Annotated in this window: 18 protein-coding genes; 1 reads left to right on the top strand and 17 read right to left on the bottom strand. The window is 44.9% G+C overall.

From position 1 onward, the window contains the following. Positions 1 to 54: 54 nt before the first annotated feature. The 9 genes from ACBP55_RS14320 to ACBP55_RS14280 form a co-directional block, all read right to left on the bottom strand. Entirely contained in the window at positions 55 to 3,465 is a 3,411-nt protein-coding gene (locus ACBP55_RS14320; protein ID WP_464652475.1) for a X2-like carbohydrate binding domain-containing protein, read from the bottom strand. Beyond that, positions 3,374 to 4,504 carry a glycoside hydrolase family 27 protein gene (locus ACBP55_RS14315; protein WP_464653320.1) on the bottom strand — a complete coding sequence of 377 codons (1,131 nt, stop codon included), beginning with the start codon at positions 4,502 to 4,504 and terminating at the stop codon, positions 3,374 to 3,376. The genes ACBP55_RS14320 and ACBP55_RS14315 overlap by 92 nt, the downstream gene beginning before the upstream one ends. A gap of 97 nt (positions 4,505 to 4,601) precedes the next feature. Beyond that, positions 4,602 to 6,239, bottom strand: coding sequence for an extracellular solute-binding protein (locus ACBP55_RS14310; RefSeq protein ID WP_464653319.1), 1,638 nt, complete (start codon positions 6,237 to 6,239; stop codon positions 4,602 to 4,604). A 161-nt stretch (positions 6,240 to 6,400) separates the two neighbouring features. Next, on the bottom strand, positions 6,401 to 7,297 hold the full coding sequence (locus ACBP55_RS14305) for a carbohydrate ABC transporter permease (protein WP_029195783.1): 897 nt from the start codon (positions 7,295 to 7,297) through the stop codon (positions 6,401 to 6,403). Between the two features lie 19 nt (positions 7,298 to 7,316). Beyond that, entirely contained in the window at positions 7,317 to 8,270 is a 954-nt protein-coding gene (locus tag ACBP55_RS14300) for an ABC transporter permease (RefSeq protein ID WP_464653318.1), read from the bottom strand. A 226-nt stretch (positions 8,271 to 8,496) separates the two neighbouring features. After that, on the bottom strand, positions 8,497 to 10,803 hold the full coding sequence (locus ACBP55_RS14295; RefSeq protein ID WP_464652472.1) for a helix-turn-helix domain-containing protein: 2,307 nt from the start codon (positions 10,801 to 10,803) through the stop codon (positions 8,497 to 8,499). 119 nt (positions 10,804 to 10,922) lie between these two features. Further along, complete coding sequence (locus ACBP55_RS14290) at positions 10,923 to 13,295, bottom strand: glycosyl hydrolase family 95 catalytic domain-containing protein (RefSeq protein ID WP_464652471.1); 2,373 nt, start codon at positions 13,293 to 13,295, stop codon at positions 10,923 to 10,925. A gap of 149 nt (positions 13,296 to 13,444) precedes the next feature. Next, a complete protein-coding gene (locus tag ACBP55_RS14285; protein ID WP_464652469.1) occupies positions 13,445 to 15,745 on the bottom strand; it encodes a glycoside hydrolase family 95 protein in 2,301 nt (766 codons plus the stop codon). Between the two features lie 328 nt (positions 15,746 to 16,073). Then, positions 16,074 to 16,403, bottom strand: a complete 330-nt coding sequence (locus tag ACBP55_RS14280) for a hypothetical protein (RefSeq protein ID WP_464652467.1) — start codon at positions 16,401 to 16,403, stop codon at positions 16,074 to 16,076. Between the two features lie 114 nt (positions 16,404 to 16,517). Between ACBP55_RS14280 and ACBP55_RS14275 the strand changes: the two genes are divergently transcribed. Continuing rightward, positions 16,518 to 16,733, top strand: a complete 216-nt coding sequence (locus ACBP55_RS14275; protein WP_029195778.1) for a hypothetical protein — start codon at positions 16,518 to 16,520, stop codon at positions 16,731 to 16,733. Between the two features lie 117 nt (positions 16,734 to 16,850). On the opposite strand, the gene ACBP55_RS14270 is transcribed toward ACBP55_RS14275, so the two are convergent. From ACBP55_RS14270 to aceB, 8 genes are all read right to left on the bottom strand, one after another. Further along, entirely contained in the window at positions 16,851 to 17,753 is a 903-nt protein-coding gene (locus tag ACBP55_RS14270) for a polysaccharide deacetylase family protein (protein WP_464652465.1), read from the bottom strand. 154 nt (positions 17,754 to 17,907) lie between these two features. Beyond that, complete coding sequence (locus ACBP55_RS14265) at positions 17,908 to 19,236, bottom strand: DRTGG domain-containing protein (protein WP_464652463.1); 1,329 nt, start codon at positions 19,234 to 19,236, stop codon at positions 17,908 to 17,910. A gap of 123 nt (positions 19,237 to 19,359) precedes the next feature. Next, positions 19,360 to 20,169, bottom strand: coding sequence for an RnfABCDGE type electron transport complex subunit D (locus ACBP55_RS14260; RefSeq protein WP_464652462.1), 810 nt, complete (start codon positions 20,167 to 20,169; stop codon positions 19,360 to 19,362). Between the two features lies 1 nt (position 20,170). Further along, entirely contained in the window at positions 20,171 to 21,052 is an 882-nt protein-coding gene (locus tag ACBP55_RS14255) for an FAD:protein FMN transferase (protein WP_464652460.1), read from the bottom strand. Positions 21,053 to 21,063: 11 nt separating this feature from the next. After that, a complete protein-coding gene (locus ACBP55_RS14250; RefSeq protein WP_464652458.1) occupies positions 21,064 to 21,492 on the bottom strand; it encodes an FMN-binding protein in 429 nt (142 codons plus the stop codon). Positions 21,493 to 21,584: 92 nt separating this feature from the next. Then, positions 21,585 to 22,844 (bottom strand): sensor histidine kinase, encoded by a 1,260-nt coding sequence (locus ACBP55_RS14245; RefSeq protein ID WP_464652456.1) that lies wholly within the window; start codon positions 22,842 to 22,844, stop codon positions 21,585 to 21,587. Further along, on the bottom strand, positions 22,837 to 23,520 hold the full coding sequence (locus tag ACBP55_RS14240; protein ID WP_464652454.1) for a response regulator transcription factor: 684 nt from the start codon (positions 23,518 to 23,520) through the stop codon (positions 22,837 to 22,839). The genes ACBP55_RS14245 and ACBP55_RS14240 overlap by 8 nt, the downstream gene beginning before the upstream one ends. A gap of 193 nt (positions 23,521 to 23,713) precedes the next feature. Next, positions 23,714 to 25,294 (bottom strand): malate synthase A, encoded by a 1,581-nt coding sequence (gene aceB, locus ACBP55_RS14235; RefSeq protein ID WP_464653317.1) that lies wholly within the window; start codon positions 25,292 to 25,294, stop codon positions 23,714 to 23,716. Between the last annotated feature and the right edge of the window lie 28 nt (positions 25,295 to 25,322).

Here is a 25,322-nt window from a genome sequence, read left to right as displayed (position 1 = left end):
CCCTCCCTTGACAATAAGAAGGGCTCGATATCTTAGAAACCTATGGCGTAACGCTTAGAAATTATCCCCGTGATCATTCTGTTCATCTTCTCCCTGATCATCCTGATTCTCCGAGTTCTTACTTGTTTTAAAGGTAACTTCCGCGCCATAGCTCGTTCCAGCCGAGTTGGTTGCATACGTTCTGGCGTAATACGTTGTATTAGGTTTCAATTTCGTTATTTTCCCACTAAATACGCCTAATCCAGAGCCAATGGCCACTTTCGTAGATCCAGAACCGGTTATTGTAGGAGTAGGTGCAGTTGAATACACAATTCCTCGCTCTGTAACCTGAGCTCCTCCATCAGCGGTTACATTCCCAGCAATGGTTGCACTTGTTTTTTTGACCTTAGAGATCCCAGTCGTTGTTACGGCAGCCGTTGTCGGTACCTTTGCAACCGTAAAGCTTAATTTATCCAGCAGCATATAGCTGCCTGATTTTTTCACGACTTTGATCGTGTGCAAGCTGTTGGAAAGGCCGGAAATACTGTACACCGTTTGTTGGACTAACCGCGCAGCATTATACGTATTAACGGTTTGTTTGAATACATTATCCACGTAAACGTCAATTTCACCCTGTGAAGCATCTTTTTCCGTAATAACAGCAATGCCAGTTCCTTTAAAGGTGTATTTGAAATAATCGTTGTTGGTTTCTGTAAAATGTACGTCATTCTGATAATCGCCACTGAAGACGAATGTCAGATTTGTAGTTCCGACCGGCTGTGATGCAAGGTAAGCCTTCTTGATCGTCAATGTATTGCCTACTAATGCATAATCGGTACCTGGCACTAGAGTAGTTCGGCCATTGTCGATTCGTTCAAGCACATACTCGCCAAGTGACAACGTTGTACTAACATCCGCCTGTGCAGCGATCTTTTTGTCAAAACTGCCTGTATCCGGACTCAACAGATCGCCTACAAGTATCGTTAATTTATCCAGCAGCATATAGGATCCCGATTTCTTCACCACTTTAAGCGTATGTGAACCGCTCGGCAACCCTGTAAGGCTGTACACCGTTTGCTGTGCTAAACGACTAGCATTATAAGTACTCACGGTTTCCTTGAAGACATCATCAACGTAAATATCGATATCGCCCTGGGAAGTATCCTTCTCCGTGATTAACTCAATGCCCGTTCCCTTGAAGACATATTCAAAATAATCATTGTTATTCTCGGTGTAATGAACATCGTTCTGGTAATCTCCGAGTCCGCGATTGTTGCTATAACCCCATGAACCGGAATAATGAATGGCAGCATTCGTATCATTGATGCTAGCCGTCGCGCCGAGAGATACGGGAGCCGTTTGAACTGTCGTTACCGACGCTGTCGACGGAGTTAACGGGATCGATGTAATAAAAGGTACCACTTGAACGGATTGTGCTGACACCTGTCTATACACACTTCCCGTAACTGTGCTGCCCGCAGCTGATGGAGTCACGCTCAATTTATCCAACAGCATATATGACCCTGATTTCTTCACTGCTTTGATGGTATGAGGACCATTGGCCAGTCCTGAAATACTAAATACGCTCTGTTGGACTAACCGGCTATTGTTAAATGTACCCACCGTTTGCTGGAACACGTTATCAATATAAATATCGATATCGCCCTGCGAATTATCTTTCTCTGTAATCAATTCGATGCCCGTTCCCGTGAAAGCATACTCAAAATAATCGTTGTTGGCCTCGGAGTAATGAACATCATCGTTATAATCTCCAAGTCCCCGATTGCTGCTATAACCCCAAGAGCCTGTATAAACAATGCCCGGATCGGTATCGTTAACAGAAACCGGCACAATGGTCAATGAGCTATCGCTTACTGAAATGGAAAGCGTCTGGGTTGCTCCCCCACTGAAGGATAAAGTCAGGTCCGTATAGCCAATGGGTTGAGCCGCAAGGTATTCCTTCTTGATCGTTACGACGTTACCCGATAATGTGTAGTCGGTACCCGCAACCAATGTGGCTCCTCCGTTAGCTATGCCGCTGAAAGAATAGCTGCTTGGCGTCAGGGTAATCGTTACGTCTGCCTGTGCTGTCGCCTTTTTATCAAAGCTTCCCGCAGCTGGATTAATCAGATCAGCAATGAGAACTCGCAATTTATCAAGGAGCATGTAAGAACCTGACTTTTTCACAACCTTGAGCGTATGAGGACCGCTGGATAGCCCTGAAATTCCGTAGACAGGTTGTTGGACTAAACGGCTCGAATAATACGTGCTAATCGTTTGTTTAAACACACCATCCACGAATACATCTACATCGCCTTGTGATGATTCCATTTCTGTAATGAATTCAATGCCCGTTCCGTTAAAGGTATATTCAAAGTATTCGTTATTCCTCTCGGTGAATTGCACATCATTCAAATAATCGCCTAGCCCTCGATTCGTACTTCGCTGCCAAGCGGCCGAATACGTAATCCCAGCGTCGTCGTTATTGATAGCAATAGATCCGCCTTGAGAGGTGTTGCTTATAACAATCGCAAGCGTTTGCGGATTTCCGGCGCTGAAGGAAATAAGCAAGTTCGTTATCCCCAGCGGTTGTAGAGCTAGGTATTCCTTCTTGATCGTTAACGTATTGCCCGATACGGTATAGTCGGTGCCTAACACAAGTGGTGTTCCGCCATTCGTTATTGTGCTGAACTGATTACCGTCTAGCAGCATTGTCGTCGTAACATCCGCTTGCAGTGATATCTTCTTGTCAAAATTTCGAGTCGATGGAAGGATCGTGCTGTTCTTAGGCGAGGTGTCGCTTACTGCAATGACCAGAATCGGTCTTGCTCCGGCACTGAAAGTGAAAGTAAGCTGCGTTGTTCCAACTGGTTGAGCAGCAAGATAACCTTTCTTGATCGTGACCGAGTTGCCTGAAACCGTATAGTCGGTGCCTAGCACCAAGTCTACACCATCATTCGAAATACCACTTAGTGTGTTTCCATTCAATGTCATCGTTGTCGTAACATCGGTCTGAGCGGCTAAATTCTTATCAAAGTTCCCGGTAGACGGGCTGATCGTACTATTTTGTGCCAAGGAGTCGATTACGGTGATGGCAAGATTCTGAGTAGCACCCAGTCCCCTGTTGCTGTTTCGCTGCCAATTGCCTGTGTAGGAAATTCCCGTATCATCATCATTGATCGAGGAAACGCCTCCTTGCGATGTAACCTTCAATAAACGAGAAGCATGTGGAGCCAAATCCCCTGAGCTAAAGCTGGTGTTATACACGCCTAGTTCGCTATGACTCCACAAATCACGTACAGAGGCAACGCCGCTTAAACCGATATCACTCCAATTGACGTTGACCGCCGCATTCGAACTTCCCAGGTTAAACAGTCCAACGGTATAGGTTCCATCACCGTTGTTCGCATACCAGACCTGCTGATCTGATGCGAGAGATACGGGATGTGCCGGCTTTACCGGCCTGATTGACGGCGATAGCCTCATCGTTCGTCAACAGCTTAATGCCGAATTCATCCAGATTAGTTAAATCATTGCCTGTATATAGCTGAGCCGATGAGATAGCCCAGAAAGTCATCGCTGTCTGCCGCTCATCCGGTGTAATGCCATCCATGGAACCATTACCGATATTCAAGGAATCGAAATTGTTCCATCCGCCCGGACCTGCGTGACGCCACCACTCTCCAGCTCGCGGAAATAGCCTTGCGATATTCGCCCAACTGGTTAATCCCGCTTTTCCGCAATAACATTCGATATCCCAGTCGACACGCCATCCATTCGCATACTTTTTCCAAGTGTCAACGTAGTTAATATCCAGTGCCCATGATAGCTCGAACCAAATGTGGTGCGGAGCGAGAGCCTGAGACCAAGCTTTGACATCACCGCGAGCATCAATAGACGTGTCATTATGTCCGGAGCCCGGAGTCACGCTATCGAATTTCACAAAATCAACTCCCCATGAGGCAATCTCATCGGCAATGGAGTTGATGTAGCTCTGCGCACATGGCTTAGAAAAGTCAATTTTATAACCTATATTCCAATAATCCGACGTAGTTAATGGTAGTACCACAATGTCCTGTGCATGGCAGGAGGTACCAAAGATTGGCAAGTTGGCGTCATACGCTTGCGGCGACATCCCCGGTATGAAATAGAGACCAAATTTTTGCCCATTGTTATGTACATGATTAATGACCTCACTAAGACCATTCGGATATAAAGTGGTGCTTGGTTGTGGGCGTCCATATTCATCCATGCTCCCATTCCAAGCTGCATCTACGTTGATATAATTATAGCCATGGGGCTGCAGAATCGCATGCATAGCGTCAGATTGCGCCATAATCTGTGCGGCAGTAATCCAATTTCCGCTGTTATACACTTGCATACTGTAGCTGCTCCAGCCCATGTATGGTTTCTGTGCTAATCCATTATCGGCTGCCTGTACAGGTTGTCCTTTCGGAATAATGAAAGCAAACAAAGTGATAAAGAAAATAAAAACCAGCAGCCATAATCTAGTTTTCTTAATCATATTTCCCACATCATACATCCCCTTCAGCATTAAAATTCGTAAAAAAAAGCCAGGTGCTTTATTTCTAGAACAACACCTGGCTACTCTTCATCGATGGTTATTTTTTTATTGCTGCCGTATCGTAAGCCTTTTGCAGAATTTCAAGGTATCTGCCCACTTTCAAGTTTTCGAGACCTTTCACATAAGCATCCCAATCCTTCGTCAAATCCTTATTCCCGGTAATAAATTGAAGCGAACTTTGATCAATATAGTTCTTAATGTTTGTTTGTAGAATGCTTGCTTCGTCTGTGAGTGCTGGATCAATCCAAATCGCCCACATTGGGAATAGTTCCTTCGGTTCATGGCCTTGATACAAGAGCGTCGCATCGTATAGTCTGCGTTCGTAGTTGGCAGAGTCGTAAACATCCGTTCCTTGTACGAAGCTATCTCTGTACTCTTTCGGCTGGTAGAAGTGACCCATACCGCTCCATCCGGCATTACGCGGAGGCTGCCCATCTACAGCTGGAATCGTTGCAATTTGAGGGGTAACTCCCTTGCCCAACGCCACTTCGCCATCTTTCGGTTTTCTCCAATCGATGCCTTCCATACCCGATGCTGCATTCGTTTGTCCTTCTGTCGTATACATATAATCAACCATTTTAATCAACGCGATTTGTGATTCTTTGCTTGCTTTGTTCGTAAGAACGAATTTCGCACCCGGAATTAAGCCGCCTCCATCATGCGTTGCTAATGAACCATGCGGTCCTGTGAGCGGAGGTACGGGATTATAATCAGCTGAATTCTTGTTTCCTTTATCAATGTTAACGAAGATGGCTGGATGCATGCCCGCGCCTGCACCTAGAATTTGTCCGCCAGCGTTCTCGCCAATTTTCTTAAAGGCTTCGGCATTTTGCGTAAACGCACCTGGATCAATCAAGCCCTCGTCGTACAACGATTTAATATAGGCAAGTCCTTCTTTCCATTCCGGCTTATTGGCCGCAGTATCTACTTTACCGTTCACTAAGTTCAGGTAATTCCGGTCGTCATCATAGATGAAGCCGTTCATCAGGAACGGAATGACACGCACGCCGAAATCCTCAATCGATCCGCTGAGCGGAACTTCGTCAGCTTTACCATTGCCGTTTGGATCGTTCTTCTTGAAAGCTTGAAGAACTTTCTTGAAATCTTCGGTCGTTTTCGGCATTTCGAGGTTTAATTTCTTCAACCAGCTTGTATTGATCCACATTTTGTTCGGGTAAGAACAGTGGAAACATTGCGTATAGGAGCCCAGTCCGTATATTTTTCCATCTGGCGCTGTGACGAAGCTTTTAAGCGTTGGATCTTTTTCCATCGCCTTTTTAATATTAGGAGCATACTGGTCGATCAAATCATTCAATGGAAGCAGAACGCCCTGCTTACCGAACTTGAGAAGATCGGCTTGTGAGAATTGGTCGATATAGGCCGTTAACATATACGCCTCTGGATAATCGCCGCTCGCTAAGGAGATTTGACGCTTTTCCTTGGCTCCATCATAAGGGATGATTTCGAACTTAAATTTAGCGTTAAATTTGCTTTCCAAATGTTTCGTGAACAGGTTCGTTTTCAAATCCATGTCGTTCGCCTGTTGAGCAAAAACGCTTATTTCTACGGGCTTAGCCGCTTGTGTTGCGCTTGGCGATGCTGTCCCTGTCGAAGGACTCGACGATGCCGGAGTCTCCACTTTACTCGAACATGCGGCAAGAACTATACTGAACATCAAGATGAAAACCAAGCTACTAACCGATCTTCTTTTCAATTGAATCCGCTCCCTTTTTTGAATTGACTAGTTTGCTTATCTATCATTTAAACCTTAGACGCTATGTGTTTAGTCAATCACCCCTTTCAATTCTTCAATAAGACACGGTATCCCTCTTTCAATTACCCTTTTACAGAACCTACCAACATCCCTTGAACAAAGTAGCGCTGCACAAACGGGTAGATGATGAGGACTGGAAGCGTTGCCACGACAATCAGTGAATATTTCAAAAGCTCTGCCAACTGCTGTCTTTCTACCTGTTTCAAGGCATCCGTGGCATTTGAGCTATTGTTAAGAATGATAATGCTGCGCAAGATGAGCTGAAGCGGAAATAGATTAGCGGTTTTGAGATAGATAAGGGCATCGAAGTAAGAGTTCCATTGACCCACAGCGTACATTAAGAACAGAACAGCTATGATCGGTTTTGATAACGGAACCACGACGCTCCACATGAATCTGAGATCGCTGCATCCATCGATTTCGCTGGAATCAATTAATTCATCCGGAATCGAGGATTGGAAGAACGTTCTCGCAATGATCACCTGCCATACCCATATCGCGTTTGGAATCAATAAGGCCCATCTTGTATCGATTAGCCCCATCTGCTTCACAACCAAGTAAGTAGGAATCAATCCGCCGCTAAATAACAACGTGAAAGTAATGAGCATCATCAGCATATTTCTTCCGAACAACGTTTTACGTGATAACGGATAAGCAATCATGATCGTAAGCGCTACACTGATGATCGTTCCGGCAGCCGTATAAAAAAGAGAATTGGCGTAGCCTGTAACAATTTTCGGATTTTCGATGAGAGTTGCATAACCCTTGAGGGAAAAATCTACCGGCCATAGCCACACTCGGCCAGAAGTTACCGCCGACGGACTGCTGAACGAGCTGCTAAAAATATAAATAAGCGGATATAAGACGACAACTAATAGGAGGCTCAGTATCACGTAGATGCTAATCAAAAATAGTTTATCGCCAACCGAATCTTTAATCGTCGTTTTCATCGTATTCATCGTTTGGTTCCTCCATTATTTACCAGATACTCGTATTCGATAAGCGCTTTGCCACCATATTCACACCAACTAGCAGAATTAAATTGATTACGGAATTAAACAATCCCACCGCCGTTGCAAAGCTATAGTTCGCGTTCAATAAACCTATTTGATACACGTATGTGGCAATCACTTCGGAACTTATCTTGTTCAGCGGATTTTGCAGCAGATAAATCTTTTCGAAACCGAGCGACATGACACTTCCTACATTCAATATGAAAACTATCGTGATTGTTGGCATGATGCCAGGCAAGTCGATATGACGGATTTTCTGAAACCGTGAAGCGCCATCAACTTTGGCTGCCTCATAGAGTGAAGGATCGACTCCCGCTAATGCAGCCAGAAAGATAACTGCTGAATAGCCTGCTGTCTGCCAAATATCCGACCACACATAGATCGAGCGGAACATGCCGGGTTCACCGAGAAAATTGATAGATCCCAGTCCGAAATGATTCATCGCGACATTCACAAAGCCTAACCGAGGTGCTAGAAAAAGCATGATAATCGATACCATAACGACGGTGGATATAAAATAAGGAGCAAACGAAACCAATTGAACAAACCGCTTAAATTTGCCGTTGCGTATTTCATTAAGAGCTAATGCTAACAAAATAGGAATTGGAAACCCGACGATTAATAAGTATCCGCTAATGAGGAGCGTATTTTTAATTAACGTCCAAAAGATCGGATTCTCAAAAAACAATTTAAAATGTTTGAATCCCACCCAAGGACTTCCCCATATCCCTTTAGTAACGTTGTAATCCTTAAAAGCAAGGACGGCATTCAACATCGGATAGTATTTAAAAATAAGGAAAAACAAGGCTGGCGGAATGACGATAAGATACAATTGCCAGTGTTTTCTAAAACTCTTTGTCGCTGCTGTAAGGAGGCCTCCACGCTCTTTTGGTGCCACTCTGCTGCGTTCGATTACCATTCCTTTTTCCAAAATGCTCCCCCCTAAACTTCTCGTGTAGTTTTGATAGCGCTTTCCATATGGCTGATTATAGGGGTCTTTTGTGGCCCTCGTATAGGTACAATTGCGTCGTTTTGCGAACAAATAACCCGTATTTAGCGGACATTTCTCCTATTCGAACGGCCATTTTTCCCGTTACAGCCTTATAAGACAAAAAAAATCCTAACCGCCTAAGCGATTAGGATTTTCATTCTTCTGGGGACTGTCTGAACGAGCTTGGGGATACGCCCATAACTCGCTTGAACGCCCTTCGGAAGGAATGTGAACTGTTATAGCCAACATACGAAGCGATTTCATCCACGTTATATTGATTTCTTTTTAAAAGAGTCGCTGCGTGGTCCATTCTAACTTTTTCCAAATGATCGGATAAATTCGTCCCCGTTACCTCTTTAAACAATTGGGAGATGTATTTTTCTGGACGCTCTACAATCTCGGCTATCCGATATAAGTTTAGATCGGGATCTGAATACTTTTCAGCGATATATTCATTAATTTGCTTCACGGTTTTAATGTGCGCATCGTTCTTTTTACTTGTGATGAGGCCGCACATAGCTGAGATAATCTCATTAATTTCCCGCGAAATGAGCTCAATGGCTTCAGTGGCCTGGATACTAATGATCCGATTTTTGATTTTCTCGAACATAGGAGATTCCATGAGAGCCTTCTGATCGAGTAATTTAAGCATCGTCCCTTTCACTTCTCCGATGAACTGATGCTTCATCTCCACCGATAGCTCTCGATTTTCGGTATTTTGCTCGATCATCGACTTCACGATCCGCTCGGCTTCCTCTACATCGCCGGCTCTAATCGTACTAATTAATCGCAGCTCCACATCGATTGGATAATAATACGTGTTACTCTCTATTCGTGTATCACTGTACCAAACAATTCCTTTTCTATTCATATATACAGCGTATTCTAAGGCCTGTCTGGCTTGCTCATAAGAACGGCTGATCTCCATGACGGAGGAAAAGGGATCGCTTAGTGCTGATGTAATGGTAATTCGATAATCGGTAAAGGCCAGATTGGCGAGATTAGCCACGAGCAGTTCGATATCTTCCTTGCTAACTTCTTCACCTTCATCTTTTTCTCCTGACGTAAATAGGGTTACTATACGATCTGAACCCAAATCCGTCATATGAACATGCAGGTGGCTGCCTGAATCTATTAAAATCTGTTTCAGAATGAGTCTAGCCGCATTCAGTTCGTTGAGAATTTCAACGCTTTCCATACCGGAATATCCATTGATTTGCAGAATACCCGTGAAACCGGCATTCATATTTAGCCCTGTATCCGCCTGCTCGGCAGCAGAAATCAATTCTTCCCGCGATTGAAATTCCCCCGCAATTAACCTTTTATAAAAGGCATCGCGAATTAATGGCAGCTGCCGATTTAGCTCAGATTCAAGCCGTTTGTTGTTGATAATGATACTCGATATATTGCCTTGCAAGAAATCATATTCATTGCGCTCCGTCGTTGCATCCTTGCCAAACTGCTCCTTCATCACACTAAGCAGCCTATTGATCGGGGCCGTATTGCGATAAGACAGCATAAATCCGACAAAAAGTCCGATCAGCAGCGCAACACCGGTCACCGACCACGTGATGTACTTGATTTTATTCGCATTCTCCATTAAGACATGCCTTGGAATGCCTGTGCTGTATACCCAACCCGTTGACTTGGATTGAATCCGTATCACAAGATCATCGTCATAGAATTGACTGACTTTCCCTTTATCGAAGCGGCTATCCGCGGATAAGTGATCCATTTCCTGTTGACTAATCCCCTGCAAACTAATGGTATGTCCTTCCGCGTCACTAATATGCGTCCAACCGCCGTTAGGATCTCTTAACCCAGACAAAACACTGTTGATGGTTTGTTCATCAATAATGGTGACAACCGTGGCCGGTGAAGAATCACTAAAGCTGTCTAATGGGAGCGATTGCATAAAAGTGATGACTGAGGTTTGTACGCCGTTATTGACAAACGGACTCAACGGCATGATTTCGCTTCTATGCGTTTTCTCTAATACTGTTTTTTTCCATTCGTCCAAGGAAAGATTGCTGTAATGAGAAGTCTGATAGTAATGCTCAGGGCGAAAATAAGCATTGCCTGGCGTCACAACGACGTTAAAATTCGTCAAATAAATATAGAATTGCTTCAAAAAATCATTTGTTTGGCTGTAGGCCTTAATATCTCTCGTTATTTTCCATACGCCATACACATTGGCTTTATCATCAACCAATTTTTCGTTCAAAAGGACACTGAGATCTTGGTTTAAAGCCAATTGTCTCGTAAAACTTTCAACTTCGGCCATTCTGCGTTCCAGAATCTCTTGGCTCTTTTGAAGCTGTGTCACATTATTCTCAATCGAAATCGATTGCGTGACGGTGATCGAAGTACGGTATGACATATAGCCCGCGATGCTGGGAATGATCAAAATAACGATATAAGAGATCAGAAACCTTCGAAATAATCTGGAATACTTGGGCACTGGCAGTTCTCCCTTCCATCATGGAGGTTTCGGAATACGTTCTTTAACAAGTTAGCACGATTCTTCAACAAAAAAAACCCCTAGACGGGTCTTTTCTGATTTTCGTAAATGACCTGCACCTAAATTCTAAGGAAGCGAATATGTTCACCTTTTACTGTATCCAACGTGAGAATGTTCCCTGTAAGTATTTCTTCCCCTCTATTATGTATACATTTTACACCCTTTTCCCAAGGATTGTAGATCTGAAGTCGGGAGCCAGCCTCGCTATAGATGTCAATCCAGAGGATATCACCTTGATCGGCTGCAGCGCTTACAAGAAAGCCTCCGACTGCGCGCAGCGTGGCAAACTCTGTATACGTTTCTTTGGACCAGTTAGGGAAAAAACGAAGAATGCCGTTGTAGCTTTGCATCAAGCACTCATTGATAACAGCGGGCAATGCAAAATTCTCAAACCATATGCCCATCGATCCCATATAATCAAAAGCCGTTGTGTCCGAGTATCGCCCGCCAGATTGCAGTATTTTATCTGTACAGGTTCCGTTTGGAAGCAGGCAGTATTTGATTTGACGTTTAAAACGTTCCAGATCGAGCTGACCTAATCGCGCCCCGGTAAGATGATAGAAAACAAGATCGTTTCCGCCTTCATTGCGGTGATTCTTATAGGAATTAACGGCGATCTCGTATTGCTCAGGCGATGAATGCAAGCCGTGGTCTTCTCCTGGGAAAATCGTTGAAACTCCGTTGGGAACATTATACACGACTTCGGGATCTTCACTCGACACGGAAACGAACACTTTACCCCGCTGCGATTCCGCTGTCGGATACTCGGGGAATTTGTGCAAAACCTCATGGATCTCAGTAAGCAATTCGGTTTCTTCTTCGTTTCGCTCAAGCTCGTCGCACGCCTTAGTGAAGGCGTTGAACAGAAACTTCGTTAACGTCAAATCGACGATGCAATCGCTGTTTTTCTTGAAGCCAGGCGTTAACTCATACAACTCAGGCACAACCGTAGGATAAATATGATAGCGGTCATCGCCCCAACCTTCTCCATGCGCTTCTGGACGTTTCATATAATCGACCATAAACAATACGGCTTCTTTCATAGGTGTGAAAGCTCGCTCAGCTAGAAACGATTTGTCCATCGTGTACAAATAATGCCACCAGAGACTTTGCACGGTCCATGGTGTTTCGCATATTTCCCAGCCCCAATGCGGCACGGGATATGGCATGACATTCATGTCCACTGGGTAAGCAGAATGCGGGTAATAGGCACCGCGAAGGCCGTAATATTCTTTCGCCCACTTTTGGCTGATCGGGAGAACATGATCGACCATGTTTACATAGGCCAAATGTTTGTCTACATGATTGCTTGAGAACGCAACCCAAAATGGCTGCTGTGTGTTGTAATTCATATGATAATCGCCATGCCAATCCGCACCGATCATGCCATAGCTCCAATTCGCAAACAATCCTGGGCAAGTAGCTTCTGGTTTCACAGCGCAATGGAAGAAATATAAATTCCGGTACCAGACTTGCTCTAGAAATTCATCCTGCAAAATGACGCCCGAACGTGACCAGTAGTCGTTCCAACTCTCCAACGAGCCTGACAACGCATTCGCAAATGACTCCTTAGTCGGCGGATCAATCGGCTTTATTTCATGACGAATGGCTGATTCAAAGCCTTCTTCTAATTGAACGCAAACGAAGAAACCCGCTTCTTTACCCAGCAACACTTCAAGCTCTTGACTGCTTTCTTGTACCGTAATCGATGGCGAGATCCTTGCTGATAAGCGGAACACACGGTCATTAGGATGTCCATCTCGCATCTCTTCTTCTAGACAGGAAAAGGGAAGCGTTTGGTGGAACGCTAACTGCTTGTTGGAAGCATCGATTGCAGCTCGAAGCAAAGGAATCTCCTTGGGGGTGGAAGGATCTGGAATAAGCTTCAGTCGATTGAAGAACGAAGCAGCCCTCTCGGGTCGATCAGAGTCTTTCATTGCCACCCATAGGCGATCCGTTTGCTGGTCGACAAAAACCTGAAGCGTGGCCGAAGCCCCTTCATTCAGGAAATGGATTTCGCATATCCCGCTATCTATATGCAGCGTATGTCCTAGCACTTCCGTGGTCCGCGGGTCGAAGCCCAGCAGTAGAGAACCGCACGGCATCGGCCTAGGATAGGGGAAGCTGTAGTTCTCGCTAGTCATCGCAACATAATCGCGGTACCACTCTTCCTCGCTTAATGAAGCATACGTGTCTGGGATATCTTTCAGTTTGGCGAATAAGCTTTCAAAGGTCCCTATATGTTCTTGATTTTTTTCGGCAATCCGAATATCCCATACATTGTTATGTCCGAAATGAATAAGGACCGAATCGGGTCTAGTCGTAACGACAGCCCCCAACCCTCCGTTTCCCAATAGTGCCCCTTCAAAAAAGGTTGCTGCAGGACGATCGTAAATAATGGCGTGTTTGCGTGCTTGTTCTTGTGAATTCAATTTCTATCCCCCCGGATTGCAGTCCATGCCTATCTGTAAAACTGTATCTCCGCTATATGGTAGCGCTTACTACATGACTGATTATATAGATACAGGGCATGATCGCATAGGTACAATTGGGTCGTAGACCATACAAATTTCCTTAAATCCTACTGAGTCACGTTCAATTGCTTATCAATTCTATAGATTAAATTTGGCGTTAGAACGAGCGGAACGCTTTGTTCACGGTAGCGCAGAAATGTTTGACCCGCTGAGAATGCTTGAATCGTGGCCTCCATCAACTCACCGTTCTCCCAAACGATATCTACTTCAATATTTCCTTTGGCCCGCAGTCCTGAAACTTTACCAGTATGCCATTTCTTTGGAAGTGCGGGAAGCAAATTAATTTCTCCGGCATGACTTTGCAGCAGCATTTCTGCTATCGCCCCTGCCCCTCCGAAATTTCCATCTACGACAAATATTTGTTTCTCAGCTCCGGCAATCCCCGGTTTGGAAAACGTTAATAAGTTATCGAAGCATAATTGACCGATTAAATGGGTTAAATGCTTATAAGCTTGTTCACCGTCTTCTAATCTGGCGAAGCTCGCTGCAAAGGAGGCAACCGTGAACTCAACGTCTTCCAACGCCTCGCGAGACATGCGATTTTCTAGTGTTGTTCTCGCAGCGGCGCTCAGTTCTGGTGTTCCTCTTAGGGTGATTTGGTTTCCTGGATGTAAGCTGATTAGATGAGATAGGTGACGATGATCCGGCTGTGCTTCTTTATAATCCTCAAGCCATTCCTGTAATTGTCCTCGTTTACCGATACGAAGAGGCGGCAGCTTATCAATGGCTTGCTTCAGCTTTGCTTGCAAATCGTAATCCACTTGAAGCGTATCAGCAGCCTCCAAGCAAAAGACGAATAAGTCACGAACCAACACTTGATCGAGTGTTGAACCCATCGACAATTGATAAACGTTGTCTTCGATATAGAAGCTATTTTCCGGTGAGTTAGAAGGTCCGGTTACAAGCCACCCATATTGGGGATGCAGCGTCATGTAGTCAAGGAAAAAGGCGGCTGCTTCTTTCATCACAGGATAAGCTTGCTGCGCTAAGAATTCCCGATCTAAGCTAAATTCATAGTGTTCTCGCAGTTGGCTTGCAATCCATAAGCCGCCTGTAACATTCAGTCCCCATGACGTTTCCCAGCCTGGAGCCGTAAACCCCCATGCATTTGAAAATACGTGCGCCACCCAGCCTTCGCACCCATAAAAATCGTGCGCTGCAGTACGGCCTGCCAACGATAGCTGCTCAATATAACTCATTAAAGGGATGTGACATTCTGCCAAATTGCTGACTTCCGTTGGAAAATAATTCATTTGTGTGTTGATGTCGAGATGATAATCGCAGCTCCACTGCATACGGTTGGCTTCACCATCATTCCAAATGCCCTGTAAATTAAGAGGCAAAGGAGAATCTGCACGTGAACCGGAAATCGTCAAATAGCGGCCATATTGATAAAATAAGGCGAACAATTGCGGATCATTATCGTGTCCGTTCTGGAGAAGACGGATTCTTTCGTCTGTAGGTAGGTGGGACGCGTCTGAATGACCCAGGTCAAGATTCACTCGGCCATACAAGCGATGATAATCGGATATGTGATTTTCTTTTAGCTTTGCATAGCCAAGCGCTATGGCTAGTGCTAGTTGGTGCTCAGATTCATTAAGCCATGAGTCATCTCTTTTTCCATAATCGGTATTAGCAGCAAAGTAGATGCAGGCTTCATCTGCGTTTCTTACGACGATTTGATTATCCTCTACAACAACGGTTCCGCCCTGTGCCACAACTTTGACCATGCCTTGACAGAAAACGCCACATTTACCGTCGCTATGCATGGTTTCCGTCGCTTGCCCTTCAAAAGTAATCGTAGCGTCCTCCGCAAACGATTTCGTAAAATGGTCAGTCAGACCTTCTATTCCTAACGCGAATGTAATGCTTCCTTCGTGTTCACTCCAAAAGCGCGAAGCCACAATATGGTCCGCGTGCGAAGCAAATATTTCCCGGGTAAAGTTATTCCCATTTACACTGTAAGAAGTATGAAAAATAGCGTTTTCGAGGTTTAGAACACGCTGAAGATCCTCACCTTGATGTTCCACATTCAGGAGTAAATTACACATCTGCAAATTCGTACCGAAATTTTGCTTTTTAGGCTGCAGTGCATGCTGAGCCAGCTCTTCCCCGCGCTTGTAATCCCCTGCGAAGAAATGCTCACGCATTTGATCTAGATCAGCTTTGCCCTTAGATTGGCTTTCGATCCTTTCCGTTTTTCCAGACCAGTAGGTCACTTCTGTCATACTCCAGGTTTCCTTCTCGATCCCGCCATAAATGACGGAACCTAGTCTCCCGTTGCCAATTGGCAGTCCTTGCGACCAGTTCAGTGCAGCGTTTGTATACCATAGCTTCCAATTATTCATGCAGGATTAGCCCCCTAATTTTCATCATATACTATATATCGTGTATGATTTTAATTTTATCATTCGCGATTAATCGTGTAAAGACACGATTGCTCTTCATGAAGAAAGACCTGAGGCTTTGCCTCAGGTCCTTTGTGTGCTAATCCATATGTTTGAGCTTGGGGAGGGAATTGGATATAGGGCTACAACCGCCCATATCCGCTTTCTCCATGATCATCTTCTTTTCTCTGCAGACCGATTTTGGAAGCTGTCGCAGAGCTAACGAACCGTGCACACGCAATTGTCCTCATCATGCGCATACTCGAATGGCTAACGAATCGCAGCCTCGTTACGTTATCGAAAAAGCGTGATTTAGGGCTGTCTTTCCTGCAATAGCGTTTTCTCGATTCATTAGGCTAGCAAAAGCCCGCTTTTGGGCTTCATAACGTTTTCTGAGTTCGTTAGTGTTTGTCCACAATGAATCGACAGCCGACTTTGCACAATTGCAGAAGTTTTTGAATGGCCACCTTAGAAAGGGGATACCCTTAAGCTCTACCTCGAAATTTATACTTTCTGGCGTGTTGAAAAACCCAGTCCCCCGCGCCTTCGCTTGAGTTACTTCCACTCGAATGGCAACATGATGAAAACCGCTTCCGCCTAGTTTATTCATTTTCCCCATATGATTCTCCCACCTTTTCATTATTTAGTTATACGATACGGATAACGAATATTTTAGTCAAATTGTGGAAATATTAACTTTGCCAACAAAAACAATAGATCGGAGATGTATGCCATGTCTGACCAACAATCCGAGCAACAACGTGCAGAAACAGAAGCCCATAATGCAGTAGCTGATGCCCTTAGCGAACTGAATCAAGCACAATCGATTAGTACTCATCGAAGAAGGGCTGTTCAACAAGCACACGAGCAGCTTGACCAAGCACATGCACAATTAGCAGAAGCACGGACAGAACAATCTGGCAGTGCGGATGAAGATAACCTCACGTAAATAAGGAGTATTCTCATCCATATTTTACATTAGAGGGCTGTCCCAAAAATGATAAATACATCAGCGGGGCAGCTCTTCATGTATGCTTGGAACCACCTACCAAAGTAGAGATACCCGTCACTTTTTACGATCATAGCTTTGCAGCTTTTTCAGAAAGTTGTCCGCGGATATATAGGGCATGCCAACATTCAACCGATTTATTTCTCTGCTGTCCCCCGAATTAATCCCTTCCTTCGTCGTGATAAAATAACGGAATCCAAGTTCCTTCGCATCATCCATAACGGTCTGATTGTACTCTCCAAAAGGGAAGCACAGCATGGAAAGCTTATTATCCAGCTGCGTTTTCAACATGGCTTCGCCTAACCAAAGATCCTCACGGACTCTTTTTCTCCATTCCTCTTCTGTCTCCAACCGTTTTTCCTGTTCAAGGTATAGGTGATTCGTCATAGCAGGTACGGCATTTACGGCGTCTCCCCTCTTTTTCTGATGAAGGTTAAACGTGTGAGAATAGAAACTGAATCCATCGCGTTTCATCTCCTGCGTTTGCTTCCATGTAAGAAAGGGTAGCGATGGATAATCAGAATCCAGGTAACTTAAGACAACAAAGTTAGTTGCCGGGAACCCTTGCTTTTTCAATAAAGGATATGCCTTCTCATAAAAAGATCGATAGCCATCATCGAATGTAATCACGACAGCATTCGGGGGGATAGATTTTCGATGCTCAACAAAACAGCTATAATCTTCAATCGGGATCACATTATAATGGTTTTCTTTTAAAACCTGGAGGTGCTGATTAAATTTAGCCGGGGTAATCGTCACAAATGACTCGTTTTCATCCAGATGGTGGTAGGTAAGAAAAATAGCTTGATTCATATAATGAATAACCTTCGTATCCACTGCCGGTCTAATGATTGCGCTTTCATTTATGCTGGAGCAAACTTGATTGAGCTGATCATCCTGATTCCCCACATTTCCCCAAGGCGCTAAAGCTAGCATTAAGTAAAAGATCCATACATTCATTGGCTGTGACTCCTCCCCCATTTTATTCCGTAAACCAAGATAACCAGCTCGCACTTCGTTATTTGATAAATAATACATATCAATTTCTGTGCTAACTTATGCTTCCACAAAACAAAAATAGCCACCTCAATAGATGGCTATTCTTCTTAAACTATTATAGGATACGTGCCGTAAACATGGATCTAGCTACTCTAGTGCCGTTCGTCCTGATTTCCATATCAATCTTGCAAAATCTGCGGCTCATCTCTACGATCGAAGGTACAATTTCGATGACATCATCGATTTGCAGCGGGATTAGAAAATAGCTGGAAGAACTATCCAGAATGAGATCGCCTTTCTTGTGTTCCTGAACCGTACGGTAAGCGGCTCGAATCATAATCGTTGTCAGTACACCCTCAGAGACTAAACCTTCAAAGTTCGTCATTTGCGGCGTAACCGTTCCTTGGAAATACACCTTGCCATCCTCATCCCGCAGCTCGTCGATCCCCGAATAGATCTGCACCTCGAACGTTTCTGCGTTCTGTGGCTGCCTTTGCATGTGCTGCATCGCTTTCATAACATCCTTACGGCTAATGACACCGATCATCTTGCGATCGGTATCTATCACGGGCAGCAGCTCAATACCTTCCCACACCATCGTATGTCCGGCTGATGCTACCGACGTTTTCAAGTTAATCATCAACGGATTAGGAGTCATCAAGGTGCCAATGAGCTGATTCGGCTTCGCGCCCATGATGTCCTTTGTCGTGATCATGCCAATCGGCACCTGTTGGTCATCGATGACAGGATACCGTGTATGCGTCGTTTCCTCAACCAGCTTTTGCATCTCTTTGACCGTATTAGAAGCGAGCAGCGAATAAATAGGGCTGTCTTTGCGCACGATGTCATCGACGATCATAATCTTTTTCTTAATAAGCCGATCTTCCATGGCCCGGTTAATCATTGTGGCTACCGTGAATGTATCGAATGAACTGCCGATAATAGGCAGCTGCAGTTCATCTGCAAGCTCCTTCACTTCAGGCGTGGTATCAAAACCACCGGTAATCAATACGCCAGCTCCCTGACTTAGTGCACACATGTGTGCTTGTACACGATTGCCGACAATGAGCAGATTGCCAGCCTCAATATACTTTAGCATGGCCTCCAGCTGCATCGCGCCAATCACGAATTTGTTCAAAGACTTATGTATACCCGAAGAACCACCTAGCACTACGCCTTCCACCACATTGACGATTTCCGCGAACGTTAATTTATCAATAACGGGTTCTTCTTTCTTCTCCATGCGAATTGTGCCGATCCGCCGTTTGGTGCTCACTAGACCGATATTTTCCGCTTCTTTGATGGCACGATAAGCCGTACCCTCACTCACATCTAGATCTTGAGCAATTTGCCGAACGGACAGCTTGGTGCCTACAGCCAAAGATTCAATATATTTCGTAATTTGTTCATGCTTCGTATGAAGCTCCGAATGGCCCGTGCTCATGGTTCACACCTCGCTGAACTGTTCTATAACATTGAAATAATTATAGTATATTCAAATAAAAAAAGACAGAAGCCCTTAGTAGGGCCCTGTATTTTAAGATGAAATAATGCTCCACCATTACGACTAACGCGACTGAGAAATAGGCTTAATAATAGCGGCGTTCCTAAGCTTCGGTACAAGGATGTGGTATAGATTCCCGACAAGCAAACCAATAAATAAGTACATCAAACCGCCAAAAATGCCATATATAACTGCACCAACGACCGCGCTAAGGATGCCAAAAATGACTTGATCCTTAACCTTAGCTGGTGAAGTAGGCGGATCTGTAAGCATAAAAAGGGCAAAGAAAAGGGAAGCATTAATAAAAGGTGATCGAAGTGCGTCAGTGGCATCTCCGACATTTAAAATCCCCATAATCAATAATAAGATGAAATAAGTCCCTAGAAATGAAAAAACTTGAGGAAATTTATTCACTCGGTTCGTTACCATGTATCCGCCAATTAATAGAAACACGACTGACCATGTGGGAAGATCCCCGAATGCGCCCCACCAGCTTTGTCCGGATCGAAAGAAAAGGATCGACAGAAGCAGTCCGAAGGCTGCTGGATTAAAGATCGGTTTTTTCTTATAAACAAGCAAATGTTTAGACAAAATAGCTATGATGGAAGTGCCAGCAACCATATACCATGGGGAAGTTGTGCCTAGGATTAACGCAATAATTAACCCTGTTATCACTGCACCATCTGGCATAAATCGCTTCTTTTTGGCAATTCGGGAACAAATCATATCCGCGGCAGAGGAAACACTGACGGCTATAAGTCCATTATAAATGCCGCTGATATCTTGAGACCAGATGGAGGCTATGAGTAGAAAGAAAACCATGGAAGCTGCGACATATCCTTTTGGTGTTTTCATCCATTGGTTAGCAGTCAATTTATATCCCTCCAATTTGATATATTTGTAAATCGGAAGCAATCAAAATTCCCTTGAGGTCAACTTGTTCTAGTAACGTTCCCCCATGATCCAAACCCAATAAGAAGGTGGCCGTCGAGAAAGCGTCCGCCATCATCGCGTAAGGGGCGACAACACTGCAGCTGATCCATTTGTCCGATGATTGTTTCGATATTGGGTTGATGATATGATGCATGCCGGCTTTTAATGCACTCTTGCGCTCGTAACTCCCAGAGGTACAGACCGCCTCATTCGATATTTCTAGCGTTTGTATCATTTCTTCTTTTTGTGCGGGATGCTGAATGCCAATCCTCCACTTGCTGCCGTTTTCATCTACGCCTCCAGCATAGAGGTCACCGCCGGCATTGACGACGAATCCTTCAAATTCTTTCAACTCGTGCGCGGCCAAGTCGATAGCGAATCCCTTAGCCACAGCACCTAAATCAATCACCAGCGGCTTCCGCAAATAAAGCGTACGATCCTGTTCATTTAAGATGATATCCCGGTAGGTAGCGGCATCCGATGAAGAGCTTTGGACGGTCTCCTCCGTTAAATAGTGCTGATTGAATCCCATATCTTCCATTGCTTTTCCCACCGTGGGATCGAATATGCCATCCGTCCATTTCGCCACCTCCAAAGCAAACTTCAATGGCTCAAATAAAAACGGACTAATCTGTACTGGCGTCTTGATTTGTCGGCATGCCTCCATCAATTCACTGTCTTGACCGAAACGGCTGCAGGCATGTTCGACTTTCCGAAAGGCTTCGAAAGCCCGATCAATGGCTGCTTCTGTCTGATCATCTGATTTCCGTGTGATAACCTGTATATCTACAACGGTGTCCATAAATAATTTCATTTTTTTCATGATTTTGCCCATTATGCGTTTCGCGCTTGTGAAAGCGCATCTTGTACGGCATCTTTAAAGGCTTGTGTACTATACGTTGCGCCCGATACATTACGTACTTGCACACTTTGTTTTTGTACCACTTCTTGGGGCAGCCCTACAACATCATCAATTGTATAATGCATGGCAAAATGACTGATTTCCACATCTGTAATTTTATCGCTTGTAATCGTGACTGCCACTTGAATCGATCCACGTCGATTACTTCCTGAACCCGTATAAGTACCCTCTTTATAAAGTCTATTTGTTTGAGTGCTTTTAGTCTGTGCAACTTGGACTTGTTGTTGTGGTTGTGGTTGTTGTATCGTTGCCTGAGTCTCCGTTGCGAAATATCCAGCGGCATAAATAGCTCCAATGGCTGTTGAACACAGGGCGACCCACTTCTTATTCATTTTTGCCATGTGAATCCCTCCCATACAATGCTTCGTCGTTATAGTTTCATTATAAGGAGTAAACATTTAAATTTTCTTAAAACTCATGTATGACTTGCTGTCTAATTTTTCTTTGGAAAACTGATCTGAAATTCGGTACCTATGGCAATCTGGGATGAGACGCGAATACTGCCCTTATGGGCGTGCACGATCCATTCAGCGATAGAAAGTCCGAGACCTGTACCGCCTTCGGTACGTGAACGGGACTTATCCCCTCTATAAAACCGCTCGAATATATGAGGAAGATCGGCTTCTGCTATTCCGCAACCGCTGTCTTTCACAATAACCCGTATGGCATTCGGTAAGCTGTGACAAGTAAATTCAATAGATCCGTGAGGCGGGGTAAACTTTAGCGCATTATCCAATAAAATGATAAACAATTGCCGAAGGCGGCTTTCATCCCCTAATATCACGGAAGGCTGGAAATGTGAATGAATGCGAATGGATTTGGTTTCCGCGAGCAGCTCAAATTGTTCGGCAAGGTCTTGAAGAATCGGGTCAAGGTGTATCGCCGCGGCATTAATTTGCAGCTGGTTGGAATCCGTTCGTGCCAATGTCAGCAGATCGTCAATCAGCTTCCCCATTCGCTTGCTTTCCTTCAAAATGAGGGCAATGTTCTGACTTTCCTGCTCGATCGTATGCTGAGGATGACGAAACAAAAGCTCGGTGCGAGTCTGGATAACCGAGGTTGGTGTACGAAGTTCATGGGAGGCGTCCGCAACGAACTGTTGTTGTTTGTCCCAAGACCTCCGAATCGGCACAAGTGCACGGCCTGCTAAGTAGAAGCCGGCCATTATTGAGAAAAGTACACCTATTACGCTGGCCATGGAAATATCCGTACGAAGAGTCTGAAGCACTTTATTCTCAGCTTCTAGGCTTCTAACGACGACTACATAAGAAGAATGGGGTAATGACGGTGAATCAAATGTCTTGTTCATGGGGTTACGGAACCCCAACACCCGATATTCTCGTCCGCCTACAGACACATTTTGCAAATTCCCACTGTCGCCAACACGTTTGAACCGCGCAGCGTCATCCAGAGAGAACAATTGCTTCGGATATTGATTGATTAATTTCCCTTGATCGTCCCAAAAAAAATAGGAGGTCCTTCGGTCTGGGTCAGGCTCCGGATGATCGGCTTGCAGCATTTGATCGATTGAGCTTGCCTGCATGGCTCTAGTCATATTCACAATCGCCTCATCAACTTGATGAAATAAGCGGTAGGATAAATGAGAATACAAGATGAATCCGGATACTAGCAAAATCAACACAAGCACAACAGAATTTAATATTACCAATTGAGCACGAGTTTTATTAAACATTGGAATCTCCTTTAAATAAATACCCTACTCCGCGAATTGTCTTTAAATAGAGGTCTCCTCCATACGGCGCAAGCTTTTTGCGCAGAAGGTGAACATATACATCAACCGCAGTTGAAGCAGATTCCGAATCAAATCCCCATATCCGTTCAAAAATCTGATCCCTGGATAGAATTTGTTCTTTGTTGCACAGGAAAAATTCTAATAACTCATATTCCTTTGGACTTAATTTCAAAGGTTGTTCGTCAGCGAAAGCATCTCTTAAGCTGGATACCAGATGAATGGGGCCGCAAGATATTTTCCCATCCAGGTCAACGGTCCCGCGCCTTCTTAAAACAGATCTTACTCTAGCGAGCAGTACAGTAACGGCAAATGGTTTCGTCACATAATCGTCTGCCCCGGCATCCAGTCCCTTCACGCAGTCCTCGACGCTGTCTTTGGCAGTCAACATAATGATCGGCGTTGCAACTTGATGGGCTCGCAAACGCTTAACAATCTCCAGACCGTTCATGCCAGGAAGCATCACGTCAAGAAGAATAAGGTCGTAGCTTCCTTGCTCCGCTAAGAAGTACCCTTCATCTCCTGTCGATGTCCCCGTCGTGTCAAACGACTCATTTTCGAATATGTCCTTAATCGCCTCAAGCAGCGGAAGGTCGTCTTCCACGATTAGTATTTTCAACTTTATCCACCTCTGGCGCAGTTAATACTTTCATCATAACAGAACCATAGTTATTTTTAAAAACGGGCGACAGAGGATTCCTCTAAGGACAATGACCTGCATAGGCAATATGTAATTGGAAAACAAGAAGGATACAGTAAAAGACGTACCGGTTAAGACGGCACGCCTTTATGTTAATTAACAACGTATTCAATTACAAATATCGATACCCTTGTTCGGTTAAGAAAGCTTCAAATTCAGGTGAAACCGTCATCTGGGTAAAAAGCGCATTCGCTTGGTCAAACTTCCTTTGCTGGTAGGCCTCTTCCCCAAGCTTTTCTTTGATCTTAGCCAATTCTTCAACTTGAATCTGACTAAATAATTCGGCCGTTATTTTACGTCCGTCATTCAAAATGCCTAGTTGATGGTGGATCCACTGCCAAAGCTGCGCACGTGATATTTCGGCTGTGGCCACGTCTTCCATCAAGTTGTTGATCGGAACAGCCCCGAAACCACGCAGCCAGGCTTCCAAATACTGAATGCCCACGCTGACATTCGTCCGAATCCCATTCTCTGTTATCAGCCCCAGCGGCACCTCTAGCAATTGTTCAGCGGTTATTTCGATGCCAGTAAGCTGCTTGTCAATTTGATTAGCGGACGGCATATGCTCATCGAAAATCGCTTTTGCCACAGGGACTAATCCGGGATGAGCCACCCATGTGCCATCGTGGCCATTTCTCACCTCTCGCAGCTTATCTGCTCTTACTTTCGCCATGGCTTCTTCGTTTGCCACAGGATCATGCCTCACCGGAATTTGGGCAACCATGCCTCCGATACAAGGTGCACTCCGCTTATGACAAGTCTGGATGGCGAGCAGCGAATAAGCTTTCATGAACGGCGATTCCATCGTTACGAGGGCACGGTCGGGTACGATGACGTGCGGCTGCTTCTGCAGCTTTTTAATATAACTGAAAATATAATCCCACCGTCCGCAATTCAGCCCTGCGCTGTGCTCGCGAAGCTCATACAAAATTTCGTCCATTTCAAAGGCAGCGACGATCGTCTCAATGAGCACCGTGGCTTTAATCGTACCTTGCGGAATGCCAAGCTCCTGCTGAGCAAATAGGAACACCTCATTCCAAAGACGCGCCTCGATATGGCTCTCAAGCTTAGGCAAGTAAAAATAAGGTCCGCTTCCCTGCTGAATCTGTGTCTTTGCATTATGGAAAAAGAAAAGGCCAAAATCAAATAACGAACCTGAAACAGAGTGCCCATCAACCTGCATATGTTTCTCTTCCAAGTGCCAACCGCGAGGACGAACTTTGAGCACTGCCTTCTGAGCTTGAAGATTGTAGCTTTTCCCTTCCGGACTAGTGAATGCGATTGTTCGACGAACAGCATCGTACAAATTCACCTGACCATCAATCGTATTGTTCCACGTGGGCGAGTTAGCGTCCTCGAAGTCTGCCATATAGATGTAAGCACCCGAATTGAATGCGTTAATGACCATCTTCCGGTCGCCAGCTGGACCTGTTATCTCGACGCGCCGATCTTGTAAATCTGCAGGGATTGGCGCTATGGTCCAATCACTGCTGTGTATCCTTGCTGTTCCTGGTAAAAAGTCCGGCAGCTCGCCTGCATCGATACGACTCTGCCTCTGGTTGCGCTGGTGCAGCAGCTCAAGGCGCGCTGCGCCAAATTTACGCTCAAGCTGCGCCACGAAGGCTAATGCTTCCGGTGTGAGAATCTTCTGCCCCTCTGCGGAAGTCGGCTCGATTTCAATTCCCATGAGCATGGTTTGATCGATCAATACACTCATCTCC

This window comes from Paenibacillus sp. WG02 (assembly GCF_055396115.1).
The sequence above is the reverse complement of the archived record's forward strand: the minus strand, read 5'-3'. Positions and strand labels throughout refer to the sequence as shown.

What these genes read in the sequence shown, in the direction of transcription:
- ACBP55_RS14320 (WP_464652475.1), bottom strand. Translation starts at nt 3,465, where the DNA reads ATGAGGCTATCGCCGTCAATCAGGCCGGTAAAGCCGGCACATCCCGTA.
- ACBP55_RS14315 (WP_464653320.1), bottom strand. Translation starts at nt 4,504, where the DNA reads ATGATTAAGAAAACTAGATTATGGCTGCTGGTTTTTATTTTCTTTATC.
- ACBP55_RS14310 (WP_464653319.1), bottom strand. Translation starts at nt 6,239, where the DNA reads ATGTTCAGTATAGTTCTTGCCGCATGTTCGAGTAAAGTGGAGACTCCG.
- ACBP55_RS14305 (WP_029195783.1), bottom strand. Translation starts at nt 7,297, where the DNA reads ATGAATACGATGAAAACGACGATTAAAGATTCGGTTGGCGATAAACTA.
- ACBP55_RS14300 (WP_464653318.1), bottom strand. Translation starts at nt 8,270, where the DNA reads ATGGTAATCGAACGCAGCAGAGTGGCACCAAAAGAGCGTGGAGGCCTC.
- ACBP55_RS14285 (WP_464652469.1), bottom strand. Translation starts at nt 15,745, where the DNA reads ATGAATAATTGGAAGCTATGGTATACAAACGCTGCACTGAACTGGTCG.
- ACBP55_RS14280 (WP_464652467.1), bottom strand. Translation starts at nt 16,403, where the DNA reads ATGGGGAAAATGAATAAACTAGGCGGAAGCGGTTTTCATCATGTTGCC.
- ACBP55_RS14275 (WP_029195778.1), top strand. Translation starts at nt 16,518, where the DNA reads ATGTCTGACCAACAATCCGAGCAACAACGTGCAGAAACAGAAGCCCAT.
- ACBP55_RS14270 (WP_464652465.1), bottom strand. Translation starts at nt 17,753, where the DNA reads ATGAATGTATGGATCTTTTACTTAATGCTAGCTTTAGCGCCTTGGGGA.
- ACBP55_RS14265 (WP_464652463.1), bottom strand. Translation starts at nt 19,236, where the DNA reads ATGAGCACGGGCCATTCGGAGCTTCATACGAAGCATGAACAAATTACG.
- ACBP55_RS14255 (WP_464652460.1), bottom strand. Translation starts at nt 21,052, where the DNA reads ATGAAAAAAATGAAATTATTTATGGACACCGTTGTAGATATACAGGTT.
- ACBP55_RS14250 (WP_464652458.1), bottom strand. Translation starts at nt 21,492, where the DNA reads ATGGCAAAAATGAATAAGAAGTGGGTCGCCCTGTGTTCAACAGCCATT.
- ACBP55_RS14245 (WP_464652456.1), bottom strand. Translation starts at nt 22,844, where the DNA reads ATGTTTAATAAAACTCGTGCTCAATTGGTAATATTAAATTCTGTTGTG.
- aceB (WP_464653317.1), bottom strand. Translation starts at nt 25,294, where the DNA reads ATGCTCATGGGAATTGAAATCGAGCCGACTTCCGCAGAGGGGCAGAAG.